This window comes from Stenotrophomonas sp. KH_029, assembly GCF_057839765.1.
The window spans coordinates 1,505,944-1,518,894 of record NZ_CM174498.1; the positions used below are offsets into that span (position 1 = coordinate 1,505,944).

General features: G+C 67.1%; 12 protein-coding genes. 5 read left to right on the forward strand and 7 right to left on the reverse strand.

The genetic code is table 11. The features are described 5' to 3' along the window. The first annotated feature begins 37 nt into the window (after positions 1-37). The 5 genes from AC3ITM_RS06880 (at position 38) to AC3ITM_RS06900 (ending at position 5,586) form a co-directional block, all read left to right on the forward strand. Positions 38-1,141, forward strand: a complete 1,104-nt coding sequence (locus AC3ITM_RS06880; protein WP_489269375.1) for a polyamine ABC transporter substrate-binding protein — start codon at positions 38-40, stop codon at positions 1,139-1,141. Positions 1,142-1,273: 132 nt separating this feature from the next. Further along, on the forward strand, positions 1,274-2,407 hold the full coding sequence (locus AC3ITM_RS06885; RefSeq protein WP_489269377.1) for an ABC transporter ATP-binding protein: 1,134 nt from the start codon (positions 1,274-1,276) through the stop codon (positions 2,405-2,407). Next, positions 2,404-3,315, forward strand: coding sequence for an ABC transporter permease subunit (locus AC3ITM_RS06890; RefSeq protein WP_489269379.1), 912 nt, complete (start codon positions 2,404-2,406; stop codon positions 3,313-3,315). The genes AC3ITM_RS06885 and AC3ITM_RS06890 overlap by 4 nt, the downstream gene beginning before the upstream one ends. Further along, positions 3,312-4,157, forward strand: a complete 846-nt coding sequence (locus AC3ITM_RS06895) for an ABC transporter permease subunit (RefSeq protein ID WP_489269381.1) — start codon at positions 3,312-3,314, stop codon at positions 4,155-4,157. Before AC3ITM_RS06890 ends, AC3ITM_RS06895 begins: the two co-directional genes overlap by 4 nt. 64 nt (positions 4,158-4,221) lie before the next feature. Beyond that, a complete protein-coding gene (locus AC3ITM_RS06900; RefSeq protein ID WP_489269383.1) occupies positions 4,222-5,586 on the forward strand; it encodes an NAD-dependent succinate-semialdehyde dehydrogenase in 1,365 nt (454 codons plus the stop codon). A gap of 123 nt (positions 5,587-5,709) precedes the next feature. Here AC3ITM_RS06900 and AC3ITM_RS06905 read toward each other — a convergent pair whose 3' ends face one another. The 7 genes from AC3ITM_RS06905 to miaB form a co-directional block, all read right to left on the reverse strand. Continuing rightward, positions 5,710-6,711, reverse strand: a complete 1,002-nt coding sequence (locus tag AC3ITM_RS06905; protein ID WP_489269385.1) for a magnesium and cobalt transport protein CorA — start codon at positions 6,709-6,711, stop codon at positions 5,710-5,712. A gap of 15 nt (positions 6,712-6,726) precedes the next feature. Further along, on the reverse strand, positions 6,727-8,040 hold the full coding sequence (locus tag AC3ITM_RS06910; RefSeq protein ID WP_489269387.1) for a lipoprotein N-acyltransferase Lnb domain-containing protein: 1,314 nt from the start codon (positions 8,038-8,040) through the stop codon (positions 6,727-6,729). A gap of 8 nt (positions 8,041-8,048) precedes the next feature. Next, the gene (locus AC3ITM_RS06915) at positions 8,049-8,930 is read right to left on the reverse strand and encodes a CorC family transporter (RefSeq protein ID WP_228886599.1); all 882 of its coding nucleotides are present in this window, start codon (positions 8,928-8,930) and stop codon (positions 8,049-8,051) included. A 66-nt stretch (positions 8,931-8,996) separates the two neighbouring features. After that, positions 8,997-9,575 carry a hypothetical protein gene (locus tag AC3ITM_RS06920; RefSeq protein WP_489270049.1) on the reverse strand — a complete coding sequence of 193 codons (579 nt, stop codon included), beginning with the start codon at positions 9,573-9,575 and terminating at the stop codon, positions 8,997-8,999. Between the two features lie 31 nt (positions 9,576-9,606). Beyond that, positions 9,607-10,092 carry an rRNA maturation RNase YbeY gene (ybeY, locus tag AC3ITM_RS06925; RefSeq protein ID WP_228886600.1) on the reverse strand — a complete coding sequence of 162 codons (486 nt, stop codon included), beginning with the start codon at positions 10,090-10,092 and terminating at the stop codon, positions 9,607-9,609. Between the two features lie 59 nt (positions 10,093-10,151). Further along, positions 10,152-11,135, reverse strand: coding sequence for a PhoH family protein (locus AC3ITM_RS06930; RefSeq protein ID WP_228886601.1), 984 nt, complete (start codon positions 11,133-11,135; stop codon positions 10,152-10,154). Between the two features lie 292 nt (positions 11,136-11,427). Beyond that, positions 11,428-12,891 (reverse strand): tRNA (N6-isopentenyl adenosine(37)-C2)-methylthiotransferase MiaB, encoded by a 1,464-nt coding sequence (gene miaB, locus AC3ITM_RS06935; RefSeq protein ID WP_489269390.1) that lies wholly within the window; start codon positions 12,889-12,891, stop codon positions 11,428-11,430. Positions 12,892-12,951 lie beyond the last annotated feature (60 nt).

The following is a 12,951-nucleotide window of genomic DNA, read 5'->3' on the forward strand; positions in this document are numbered from 1 at the left end:
GGTTCGCCCATCCCGCACCTGACCTGTGGAGAGTCCGATGAAACTGCCAATCCTCACCCTCGGCATTGCCGTGACCATGCTCAGCGCCTGTGGTGGCGCCAAGCAGGACGACAGCAAGGTGCTGAACGTCTACAACTACAACGACTACATCGCCGAAGACACCATCCCCGCCTTCGAGAAGGCCACCGGCATCAAGGTGACCTACGATGTGTTCGACAGCGATGAAATGGTCGAAACCAAGCTGCTGGCCGGCGCCAGCGGCTATGACGTGGTGGTACCGACGCTGAACTTCTTCGGCCGGCAGATCCAGGCCGGGGTGTTCCTGCCGCTGGACAAGAGCAAGATCCCCAACCTGGCCAACCTGGACCCGGAGGTGATGAAGCGCATCGCCCAGCAGGATCCTGGCAACCAGTACGGGGTGCCGTACATGATCGGCACCACCGGCATCGGCTACAACGTGGACATGCTCAAGCAGCGTTTCGGCGGCAGCACCGAGATCGCCAACAGCTGGGACCTGGTGTTCAAGCCGGAAAACATAGCCAGGATGAAGGACTGCGGGATCACCATCCTGGACACGCCGTCGGACATGATTCCGATCGCGCTGCACTACCTTGGCGAAGATCCGCACAGCAAGGACCCGGCCACGATCGAAAAGGCCGCCGCCCTGCTCAAGAGCATCCGCCCGTACGTGCAGAACTTCCATTCTTCCCAGTACGTAGGCTCGCTGGCCAACGGCGGGACCTGCCTGGTGGTGGGCTGGTCGGGCGACATCATCCAGGCCCGCGACCGCGCCGCCGAGGCCGGCAACGGAGTGACCGTGGCCTATTCGATTCCGCGCGAAGGCGCGCCGCAGTGGTTCGACATGCTGGCCATCCCCAAGGATGCCAAGCACCCGCAGGCCGCCTATGCCTTCATCAACTACCTGCTTGAACCCAAGGTCGCCGCGGCCAACACCAACTACATCCACTACGCCAACCCGGTGACGGCGGCCACGCCGCTGGTGGATGCGGCCATCCGCAACGATGCCACCATCTACCCGCCGGCCGAGGTGGCCGCGAAGATGTTCACCTATTCGATCAACCCCCCGGAGGTGGACAAGCTCTACACCCGGTTGTGGACCGAGGTGAAGACCGGGCGCTGAGTGCCCTGCGACGCCGGCCCGGGGCCGGCGTCGTCGTATCGGGCCCGGTGCAGGGCGGGGCCTGCGGCCGGGCCCCCATGTAAAATGGGCGCCTCGCCCCCCGTCCTGCCACCGCTCCCGGAGCCGCTGCCCATGCCATTTGAAGCCAAGCCCGAAGGCGTGGTCACCCCGGTGCTGGAACCGGGCTATCTGTCCATCCGCACGCTGCGCAAGGAGTTTGACGGCTTCGTCGCGCTCGACGACGTCAGCCTGGACGTACGCAAGGGCGAAATCTTCGCCCTGCTGGGCGGCTCGGGCAGCGGCAAGTCGACCCTGCTGCGTTGCCTGGGCGGGTTCGAGACGCCCACCCAGGGCAGCATCGAACTGGATGGCGAGCGCATCAACCACCTGCCGCCCTACCAGCGGCCGATCAACATGATGTTCCAGTCCTATGCGCTGTTCCCGCACATGAGCGTGGAGCAGAACATCGCCTTCGGGCTGAAGCAGGATGGGCTGTCGCGCGATGCGATCGGCCGGCGGGTGGGCGAAATGCTCGAGCTGGTGCAGCTGGGCAAGCTGGCCAAGCGCAAGCCGCACCAGCTGTCCGGCGGCCAGCAACAGCGCGTGGCGCTGGCACGCTCGCTGGCCAAGGGGCCCAAGCTGCTGCTGCTGGATGAGCCGATGGGCGCGCTGGACAAGAAGCTGCGCTCGCAGATGCAGCTGGAGCTGGTCAACATCATCGAAACCTCCGGGGTGACCTGCGTGATGGTCACCCACGACCAGGAAGAGGCGATGACCATGGCCACCCGCATCGCGGTGATGGATGCCGGCTGGATCCAGCAGGTGGGCAAGCCCGACGAGATCTACGAGCAGCCGGCCAACCGTTTCGTGGCCGAGTTCATCGGCTCGGTCAACCTGTTTGACGGGGTGATCGACGAGGACCTGCCCGAGTACGTCACCGTGCGCACGCCGTTGTTCCCCGCGCCGATCTACGTGGCCCACGGCATCACCGGCTACGAAGGCCAGCCGGTGGCGTTCGCGCTGCGCCCGGAGAAGGTGATGATCGGCAAGGAAGAACCGGCCGGGGACACCAACAAGGCGCAGGGCGTGATCGAGGAGATCGCCTATTTCGGCAGCCATTCGGTCTACCACGTGCGCCTGCCGGGCGGGGCTAGGGTGCTGTCCAACTTCGCCAATTCGCAGCGTTGGGCCAGCGATGGGCTGACCTGGGGCGACAGCGTGTGGGTGCACTGGCGCGACAACGACGGCGTGGTGCTGACCGCATGAACGCGACCGGCTGGAAGCGTTGGCTGCCCGGCACCCGCGCCGGGGTGATCGCCGCCCCGTACCTGTGGCTGCTGCTGTTCTTCGCGGTGCCGTTCGTGATCATCCTGATGATCTCCTTCGCGCGCACCCAGGTCGGCTCGCCGCCGTATACCTGGCTGCTGGAATACGTGGACGGCGCGTTTTCGCTGAAGCTCAACCTGGGCAGCTATGCGGCCCTGGTCAAGGACAACCAGTACGTGCTGGCCTACCTGAGCTCGATCAGGATCGCGCTGATCGCCACCGTGCTGACCCTGCTGATCGGCTACCCGATGGCCTACGTGATCTCGCGGATGCCGCCGGCGGCGCGCAACGTGGCGATGATGCTGGTGGTGCTGCCGTCGTGGACCTCGTTCCTGATCCGGGTCTATGCGTGGATCGGCATCCTGGACCGCAACGGCCTGCTCAACCAGCTGCTGCTGAAGATCGGGTTGATCGATGCGCCACTGCAGATCCTGTATACGCCGACGGCGGCCTACATCGGCATCGTGTACTGCTACCTGCCGTTCATGGTGCTGCCGCTGTATGCCAACCTGGTCAAGCTGGACCACCGGCTGCTGGAGGCCGCCTACGACCTGGGCGCGCGGCCGTGGCAGGCCTTCATGCGGATCACCCTGCCGTTGTCGCGCACCGGCATCATCGCCGGCTGCATGCTGGTGATGATTCCGGCGGTGGGCGAATTCGTGATTCCGGAAATGCTGGGCGGGCCGGACACGCTGATGATTGGGCGGGTGCTGTGGGGCGAGTTCTTCAACAACCGTGACTGGCCGACGGCTTCGGCGGTGGCGATGGTGATGCTGGTCCTGCTGCTGGTGCCGATCCTGCTGTTCAACCGGCTGCAGCAGCGCGAGCTGGAAGGGCGGCTGGCATGAGCATGGTACGGCGCAATCGTTGGTTGGGATGGACGGTGCTGGGGCTGGGCTTTGCGTTCCTGTACCTGCCGATCCTGTTGTTGATGGTGTACTCGTTCAACGCGTCCAAGCTGGCCACGGTGTGGTCGGGCTTCTCCACGCGCTGGTACGGGGAGCTGTTCAACAACCGGCAGATCCTGGCAGCGTTGTGGATCAGCCTGAAGGTGGCGTTCTGGACCGCCTGCGCGGCCACGGTGCTGGGCACGATGGCGGCGATGGTGATGGTGCGGATGCGCCGTTTCCCGGGCAAGACGCTGTTTGGTGCGTTGATCACCGCACCGCTGGTGATGCCCGAGGTGATCCTGGGCTTTTCGCTGATGACCCTGCTGGTGGCGATGGGCGGCATTCCGGGTTTCCCCAGCCGCGGGTTGACCAGCATCTGGATCGCGCATGTGACCTTCACGCTGTCGTTCGTGACGGTGGTGGTGTCCTCGCGGCTGCAGGAACTGGACCGGTCGCTGGAGGAGGCGGCGATGGACCTGGGCGCCAGCCGGTTGAAGGTGTTCTTCCAGATCACATTGCCGATCATCGCCCCGGCGCTGGTGGCCGGGTGGCTGTTGGCGTTCACGCTGTCGCTGGACGATGTGGTGATCGCCAGTTTCGTGGCCGGGCCCAATTCGACCACGCTGCCGATGAAGGTGTTCGCGTCGGTGCGGATGGGCATCAAGCCGGAGATCAACGCGCTGGCCACGCTGATGGTGCTGGCGGTGTCGGTGGCGGCGGTGGTCGGTTGGTTCATCACCGCGCGCGGGGAGAAGCGGCGCCAGCGCGATATGCAGATGGCGCTGCAGGACAAGGGGTGAGGGTGGCAACATCCGGATCACAAGCCCGGGCGCAGAATGGTGGCCTGTCTTCCGGAGCACCACGATGACCGCTGAAATCGTCAACCCCGCCACCGGCCTGGTCACCTACCGCCACGAACTGCTGGACAGCGCCCAGATCGAACAGCGCCTGGCCGCCGCCGCGGCCGGTTTCCCGCTGTGGTCGGCGCGCTCGCTGCAGGAGCGCGGCGCCATCCTGCGCGCGATCGCCGCCCAGTTGCGCCACCGCCGCACCGATATCCAGCTGGCCATGACCAGCGAGATGGGCAAGCTAAAGGTCGAGGCGCTGGCCGAGATCGAGAAGTGCGCCCAGGCCTGCGAATTCTATGCCGACCACGCCGCCGACTACCTCAAGCCGCAGCTGATCGACACCGAGGCCCAGCGCAGCTACGTGCGCTATGAGCCGATCGGCTGCGTGTTCGCGGTGATGCCGTGGAATTTCCCGATCTGGCAGGTATTCCGCTTCCTGGCGCCGGCATTCATGGCCGGCAACGTGGCCCTGCTCAAGCACGCCAGCAATGTGCCGCAATGCGCCGACCTGATCCTGGCGGTCTGCCGCGATGGCGGCCTGCCCGAGGGGGTGTTCGACGTGCTGCATATCGACAACGACCAGGCCGCCGAGGTGTTGCGCGACCGGCGGGTCAAGGCGGTGACGCTGACCGGCAGCGAACGCGCCGGGCGCTCGATCGCGGCCAACGCCGGCGACCAGCTCAAGAAATGCGTGATGGAACTGGGCGGCAGCGACGCGTTCGTGGTGCTTGAAGATGCCGACCTGGGCAAGACCGTGGCCGCCGCGGTGAAATCGCGCTTCGACAACAGCGGCCAGACCTGCATCGCCGCCAAGCGGTTCATCGTGGTCGATGCGATCGCCGATGCGTTCGTGGAACAGTTCGTCGCCGCCGCCGCGCAACGCGTGTATGGCGACCCGCAGGACGAGCAGACCACGCTGGCGCCGATGGCGCGCGCGGACCTGCGCGATGAGCTGCACAAGCAGGTGCAGGCCAGCGTGGCCAAAGGGGCCACGTTGCTGTTGGGGGGCGAGCCGGTTGCCGGCACGCATGCCGGGTATCCGGCCACCATCCTGGACAACGTGGGGCCGGGCATGCCGGCCTACGAGGAAGAGCTGTTCGGCCCGGCCGCGGCGATCGTGCGCGTGCGCGATGACGCCGAGGCGCTGCGGGTGGCCAACGACACCAGCTTCGGCCTGGGCGGCAGCGTCTGGAGCGGGGATGTGGTGCGTGCCGAAGCGATCGCCAAGCGGCTGGAATGCGGCGCGGCCTTCGTCAACGCCATCGTCAAGAGCGACCCCCGCCTGCCTTTCGGCGGCACCAAACGCTCCGGCTTCGGCCGCGAACTGGCCGACCATGGCATCCATGAGTTCATGAACATCAAGAGCGTTTACGTGGCCTGAGGTGGCCTGAGAATGATCCGGTAGTGCCGGCCGCTGGCCGGCTCTGCGGTCAACCCGGCATCGTCTGGAGCCGGCCAGCGGCCGGCACTACCGGCAATCGCCGACACCGCTTACAGACACCGCTTACAGCCACCGCACCCGCTTGAACAGGCGGTACAGGCCCACGCAGATCGCGCCCACGCCGATGATCATCGCCGGGTAGGCCCAGGGCTGGTCCAGCTCGGGCATGTGGGTGAAGTTCATCCCGTACCAGCTGGTGATCAGGGTCGGGGCGGCCAGCAACGCGGCCCAGGCACCCAGGCGCTTGACCGTCTCGCCTTGGGCCAGGGTCACCAGCGACAGGTTCACGCTCAGCGCGGTGCCCAGCATCTCGCGCAGGGTATCGATCACATCGCTGATCCGCACCGCGTGGTCGTGTACGTCGCGCAGGTACAGCTTGACCTCGTCGGGCACCAGCTCGCCCTGGTAGCGCTTGATCTGCGCCAGCATGTCCTGCAACGGCGCCACCGCCATGCGCATTTTGTTGAGTTCGCGCTTCAACTCGTACAGGCGCACCACGGTCTGGCGCTTGTAGCTGTCCGAAAAGATGTCCTTTTCCAGCAGCTCCAGGGTCTGGCGGTAACGCTGGGTGATCGGCAGGTAGTTGTCGACCACGAAATCCAGCACCGCATACAGGCAGTACGACGGGCCCATGGTGCGCAGCAGCTCCGGCTCGCGCTCGACCCGTGCGCGCGGGGCGGCATAGGACAGCGAGGCGCCGTGGCGCACGGTGACCAGGAAGCGCGGTCCGAGGAAGGCATGGGTTTCACCGTACTCGATGCGCTCATCGACCATCTGCGCGGTGGTCACCACCACGAACAGGGAATTGCCGTAGGCCTCCACCTTGGGCCGCTGGTGCGCGTTGCGGGCGTCTTCGATGGCCAGCGAGTGCAGGCAGAATTCTTCCTGCAGCTTGAGCAGTACGCTGTCGGCCGGCTCGTACAGGCCGACCCAGACAAAGCCGTTGCCGCTTTCGATCACATCGCTGATCGCATCCAGGCTGATGTCGTGGCGCTTGCCCTGGTCATCGTAGTGCACGCAGTTGATGACGCAGGGCGGATTGACCGGTGCGGGGGTATTTTCCATGGCCGGCATCGTGCGTCAGCCGGCCGTGACGGGCAAGTCACGGCGGCCCAGCACCCAGGCCAGCGCCAGGTGCACCGGCAACAGCAGCACGATCCACTGCAGATTGACCTGCGCCTGCAGGGTCAGCCAATGCAGTACCAGGCCCAGCGCCGACAGCAGCGCCACCGCCCACAGCACCGCGGCGAACCACGCGCGCGGGGTTCGCCCGCGCAGCAGGGTGATCGCGCCGGGCAGCAACAGCAGGCACAACGGCGAGAGCTGCAGCAGGTTGCGGTTGGCCCAGGCCGCCTGGTGCGCGCTGAAGCCCCACAGGTAGGTCAGCAGGGCGCCGGCGATGCCGCACAGCAGCCACAGCGGCAGCGCGATGCCGCCGAGCAGGCGCCGGCGCGTGCGCAGGGCCAGGATGCCGGCGGCGGCCAGCAGCCCGCACAGCAGCCACGGCCACCAGTGGCGGGCCGATTCGGCCGGTTCTGGCGCGATCCGGTGCGGCAGCAGTTCCTGTTCGGCCTGCACCAGCGGGCGGCCGTCGCTGTTGCGGGCCTGGCGCAGCGCATCGGCCAGGCGCATCGGCACGAAGGCTTCCTGCCAGCGCGACAGCGGCTGGTCGGCATACGGGCCCAGCCCGATGTCGAAGCCCAGCCACATCCACGGCGACGGCGAGGCCAGCCGCACCGATTCGCTGCGGTAGGTGTTGCCGCGCGAGCGCCCGGACAGCTGCGAATGCAACCCGCCGCCCAGCGCCTGGTCGATCGCATCGCGCACCATGGTGGCGCAGTTGGCGGTGTAGTAATCGTAGTGGTAGCGCGCGTTTTCCGGCTTGGCGCGTTCGGCCAGCGAGGCCGCCAATGCGCGCGCCTGCGCCGGGTCCAGGTCCAGCCACTGCAGGCTGGCGCCACGGCCGCTGTCACGGTAGTAGGACAGGTCCTCGTCCAGCGGCAGCGCCACCAGGTAATACATCATGTCGCCGCGTACGAAGCGTCCGACGAAATCGGACTCGCCCGGATCGAAGTAGCCGAAGTTGTACGAGGTCGCCTGGCCACTGGCCGGGTCCAGCACCACCAGCGCGTCGTGGCCGAAGCGTTCGAAGAAGATCTCGCCCGGTTGCATGGTCACCACGCCGATGCGTGGTGCGGAAGGCATGTTCACGCCGATGCGTGGTGCGGAAGGCATGTTCACGCCGCCCACCGCCGCCGAGGGTTCGGCAGGCGCGTGCCCCGGCGGGGCAGGGGCCGCCTGCGCCAGCGCAGGCAACGGCAGGCTGGCCAGAACCAGCATCCAGGACAGGAACAACAGGCGGCACGACGGCCACCGCTTCAGCAGGGGCCGCATGGCGTGGATCAATCCTCGTTGTTCGTGTCCGGCGGCAGCACGGTCACATGGAACGCCTGTACGCGGCGCGCGTCGGCGCGCGCCACCCGGAACACGAAACGGTCCAGGCTGAGCTCGTCGCCGGTTTCGGGCAGGTGGCCGATCGCCTCGGTGACCAGGCCGCCAATGGTGTCGTAGTCGTCGTCGGGGAAGCCGGCGCCGAAACGCTCGTTGAAATCCTCGATCGGGGTCAGCGCGTCGACCACGTACTGGCCATCGGCCTGGATCGCGATCTGCGCGGTGTGGTCCTCGGCCTCGTCGTGTTCGTCGTCGATCTCGCCGACGATCTGCTCCAGCACGTCCTCGATGGTGACCAGGCCGGCGACGCCGCCGTACTCATCGACCACGATCGCCATGTGGTTGCGCGAGAGCCGGAACTCCTTGAGCAGCACATTGAGCTTCTTGGCTTCGGGGATCAGCACCGCCGGGCGCAGCAGCTCGCGGATGTTGGCCGGGCCGTGGTCGGCGACCACGCCGCGCAGCAGGTCCTTGGCCAGCAGGATGCCGAGGATGTCGTCCTTGTTGTCGCCGTGCACCGGGAAGCGCGAATGGCCCGATTCGACCACCTGCTTCATCAGGTCCAGGAACGGGGCTTCCACCGGCAAGGAGACCATCTGCGAGCGCGAAATCATCACATCGCCCACGGTGAGCTCGGCCACCGCGATCGCCCCCTCCATCATCCGCAGGGTGTCGGCGGCGATCAGGCCGTCTTCCTCTGCGGTGTGCAGTACCGCCACCAGCTCGTCGCGGGTGTGGGGTTCGCCGGAGAAGGCAGAGGTCAGGCGTTCAAGCCAGCTGCGCTTCTTCTCATGTTGCTCCAGGGCGGAGCTACTACTGTCGTCTTCAGACATCTCTGGAAAAAAAGGCACCCGGCGTGCCGGGCGTTGGAGGGGAGTCTAGCAGGATGCGGGGCGCTGTCAGCGCCCGGCGGCAGCCGGTGGCGGGGCGGCCGGGACCGGGGCCGGCGGCGCTTCGGGCGCTTCCGGCGGCAGGTCCAGGCTGTAGGTACAGCCGGCCAGGGTCTTGCCCGGGTGGGTCTTGACCGTGGACAGGCTCAGGATCACCGATTCGATCATCGGTTCGCCGGTGACCGGGTCGGTAACATCGCGGCTGACCAGTTCGCGCCCGGCCATGAACTTTTCCGGGGTATCCACCCCGTCCTCCAGCGCCAGCGTGCGGGCCAGCGGGCGCGGGTCGGGCAGGTCCAGGATCGCCATGATGCTGGCCCCGGCGATGGCCAGGTACTCGGTGCGCTGGCCGAACACGGTCAGCGGCGTGGCCAGGCGGAACTCGCTCATGAACGCGTTGGTCTGCGGCAACGGCTGCAGGCCGTTGGCCACCGCCTTGAGCGGGTCGGCCACCACCGGCGCCAGGGCGTTGTAGTCGGCCAGGCCCTGGCGGCATTCGATCAGCGCCGGCAGGTCCAGCGCGGCGGCCGAGCCGGTGGCCGGCAGCAGGGTGGACAGGGCCAGGCAGAGGCCTGCGCAGGCGGTCATCGGGCGTCGGAAGGTCGGCATGCCGGGTGGCTCACTGCTCGTTGGCGTAGGGGTCGTCGATGCCCAGGTCGGCGAGGATCTCGCGTTCCAGCTGTTCCATCGCCTCGGCTTCCTTGTCGTCCTCGTGGTCCCAGCCCAGCAGGTGCAGCACCCCGTGCACGGTCAGGTGCGCGTAGTGGGCGTTGAGCCGCTTGTCCTGCTCGGCCGCCTCGCTGGCCACCACCGGGGCGCAGATCACCAGGTCGCCCAGCAGCGGGAACTTGACCCCCTTGGGCAGCCCTTCGGGCAGTTCGGCCGGGAAGCTGAGCACGTTGGTGGCGTAATCCTTGCCGCGGTAGTGTCGGTTCAGCGACTGGCCCTCCTTGGCGTCGACCAGGCGGATGGCCAGGTCGGCTTCGCGGATGCGGCCTTTCAGTGCCGCTGCCACCCACTTGCGGAAACTCACCGCCGAGGGCAGCCCGGCGCGGGGCAGGGCGTAGCTGACGGCGACATCGAGGCGGACGGGACCTTTGGTCATGGCGGGCAATTCCGGGTTATCAGGGGGTGCGGGGCGGGGCACGGCGGCGGGCCGTCGGGCTATTCCGCGCCCGGCTTGACCTGTTGCAGGTCGCGGCGTTCGTAGGCACTGACGATGCGCGCCACCAGCGGGTGGCGGACCACGTCGCGCGCCTCGAAGAAGGTGAAGCTGACGCCATCGACGTCGTGCAGCACCTCGATCGCATCGCGCAGGCCGGATTTGACGTGCTTGGGCAGGTCGGTCTGGGTCAGGTCGCCGGTGACCACCGCGGTCGAGCCGAAGCCCAGCCGGGTCAGGAACATTTTCATCTGTTCGATGGTGGTGTTCTGCGCCTCGTCCAGGATCACATAGGCATCGTTGAGCGTGCGCCCGCGCATATAGGCCAGCGGCGCGATCTCGATGACGTTCTTTTCCAGCAGCTTGAGCACTTTTTCCACGCCCAGCATTTCATACAGCGCGTCGTACAGCGGGCGCAGGTAGGGGTCGACCTTCTGGCTCAGGTCGCCGGGCAGGAAGCCGAGCTTCTCGCCGGCCTCCACCGCCGGGCGCACCAGGATCAACCGCTGCACGCGCGACTCGTTCAGGGCCTCCACCGCGCTGGCTACGGCCAGGAAAGTCTTGCCGGTACCGGCCGGGCCGATCCCGAAGTTGATGTCGTGGGTGGTGATCTGGTGCAGGTAGCGCGCCTGGTTGGCGCCGCGCCCGCGCACCGTGCCGCGCTTGACCTTGATCGCCACTTCCTGCGCTTCGTAGGCCCGCTCGACCACGTGTTCGACGTTGGCCTGGTTCAGGCGCAGGTGGATGGCGTGGTTGTCGAAGGGGGTGTCGGCCGCTTCCAGGTACAGCGCCTCGATCAGCTTCTGTGCCTCTTCGGCAACGCGGCTGGGGCCGGTCACGCGGAACACGTGCCCGCGGTTGGCGATTTCCACGCCGAGCTTGAGTTCGATCTGGCGCAGGTGCTCATCGAAGGGGCCGGCCAGGTTGGCCAGGCGTTCGTTGTCTTCCGGGGCCAGGGTGAAATCGCGTTGTGCCAGTGCCGTCATTGCGTCCGGCGGCCGTCAATCCAGGGGACTGGGCCGCAAGCTGGGGAAAGGAAGCACAGGGTAGCGCGCGCGTGGGGCCGCCGCTACAACGCCGGCCATGCGCGGGGCTGGCGGGCCTGCGTGGGGGTTCTCCACAGCGGCTGTGCAAGGACGCTGCAGCAACCTGTGGATACCCCGTGCCAGCCCTTGCGCTGCAAGGGTTGTGACGGGGTGGTGAAAAATTGTCCTCGGGCGATCTGCGCAGGCCGCGAAGCGGAAACACCGGCATCCGGCAGCCGGTACCACCCGCGTGTCAGTCGGCCGCCACCATCCGCGCACGCAGCGAATTGCTGTACGCCTCGGTGATCACCACGTCGACGAACTGGCCGACCAGGCGCGGGTGGCCGGGGAAGTTCACCGAGCGCATGTTCTCGCTCTTGCCGGTCAGCTCGTTGGGATTGCGCTTGGAGGGGCCTTCGACCAGCACGGTCTGCACGCTGCCCACCATCTTTTCCGAGATCGCCGCGGCCTGCTGGTTGATCCGTGCCTGCAGCCGCGACAGGCGTGCGTGCTTTTCGGCGTCGCCGAGGGTGTCGGGCAGATCCGCGGCCGGGGTACCGGGGCGGCGCGAGTAGATGAAGGAAAAGCTGTGGTCGAAGCCGATGTCTTCGATCAGCTGCATGGTCTTCTCGAAATCGGCCTCGGTCTCGCCGGGGAAGCCGACGATGAAGTCCGAACTGATCGAGATGTCCGGGCGCACCGCGCGCAGCTTGCGGATCTTGGCCTTGAACTCCAGCGCGGTGTAGCCACGCTTCATCGCCGACAGCACCCGGTCGCTGCCGGCCTGTACCGGCAGGTGCAGGAAGTTGGCCAGCTGCGGCACGTCGCGGTAGGCATCCACCAGCGAATCGCTGAATTCCAGCGGATGGGAGGTGGTGAAGCGGATCCGGCCGACCCCGTCGATCTGCGCGATGGTGCGGATCAGCAGGCCGAGATCGGCGAATTCGCCCTCGCCATACGGGCCGCGGTAGGCGTTGACGTTCTGGCCCAGCAGGTTGATCTCGCGCACGCCCTGGGCGGCCAGCTGCGCCACTTCCACCACCACGTCCTCGAACGGGCGGCTGACCTCGGTGCCGCGGGTATAGGGCACCACGCAGAACGAGCAGTACTTGGAGCAGCCTTCCATGATCGACACGAAGGCCGAGGCGCCGTCGGCGCGCGGCTCGGGCAGGCGGTCGAACTTCTCGATCTCCGGGAAACTGATGTCCACCTGCGACTTGCCCGATTCGCGCCGTTGCCGGATCAGCTCGGGCAGGCGGTGCAGGGTCTGCGGGCCGAACACCAGGTCCACGTGCGGGGCGCGCTTGATGATCGCCTCGCCTTCCTGGGAGGCCACGCAGCCGCCGACGCCGATGATCACGCCACGGCCGTTGTTTTTCAGTGCCTTCCAGTAGCCCAGCTGGCTGAATACCTTCTCCTGGGCCTTTTCGCGGATCGAGCAGGTATTCATCAGCAGCACATCGGCCTCGGCCGGGTCGTCGGTCAGCTCCAGGCCTTCGGCGGCGGCCAGCACGTCGGCCATCTTGGACGAGTCGTACTCGTTCATCTGGCAACCGTGGGTCTTGATGTACAGCTTGCCGCGCACCGGACCGGTCACCTGCGGCCTGGCGCCGGGCAGCGGAAGCAGGTCGGGGCGGGCGGCGGGGGTGGCGGGGGCAGAGGCAGGCAGGGCGGAGCCGGCCGAAGTCGGCGCGGTCGAAGCTGGCGTCCCGGTCATGGCGCTTATTCCAGTCGGGTGGGCGGGCAGGCAACCGCAACGGCTGCCGGGGAGCCGGCC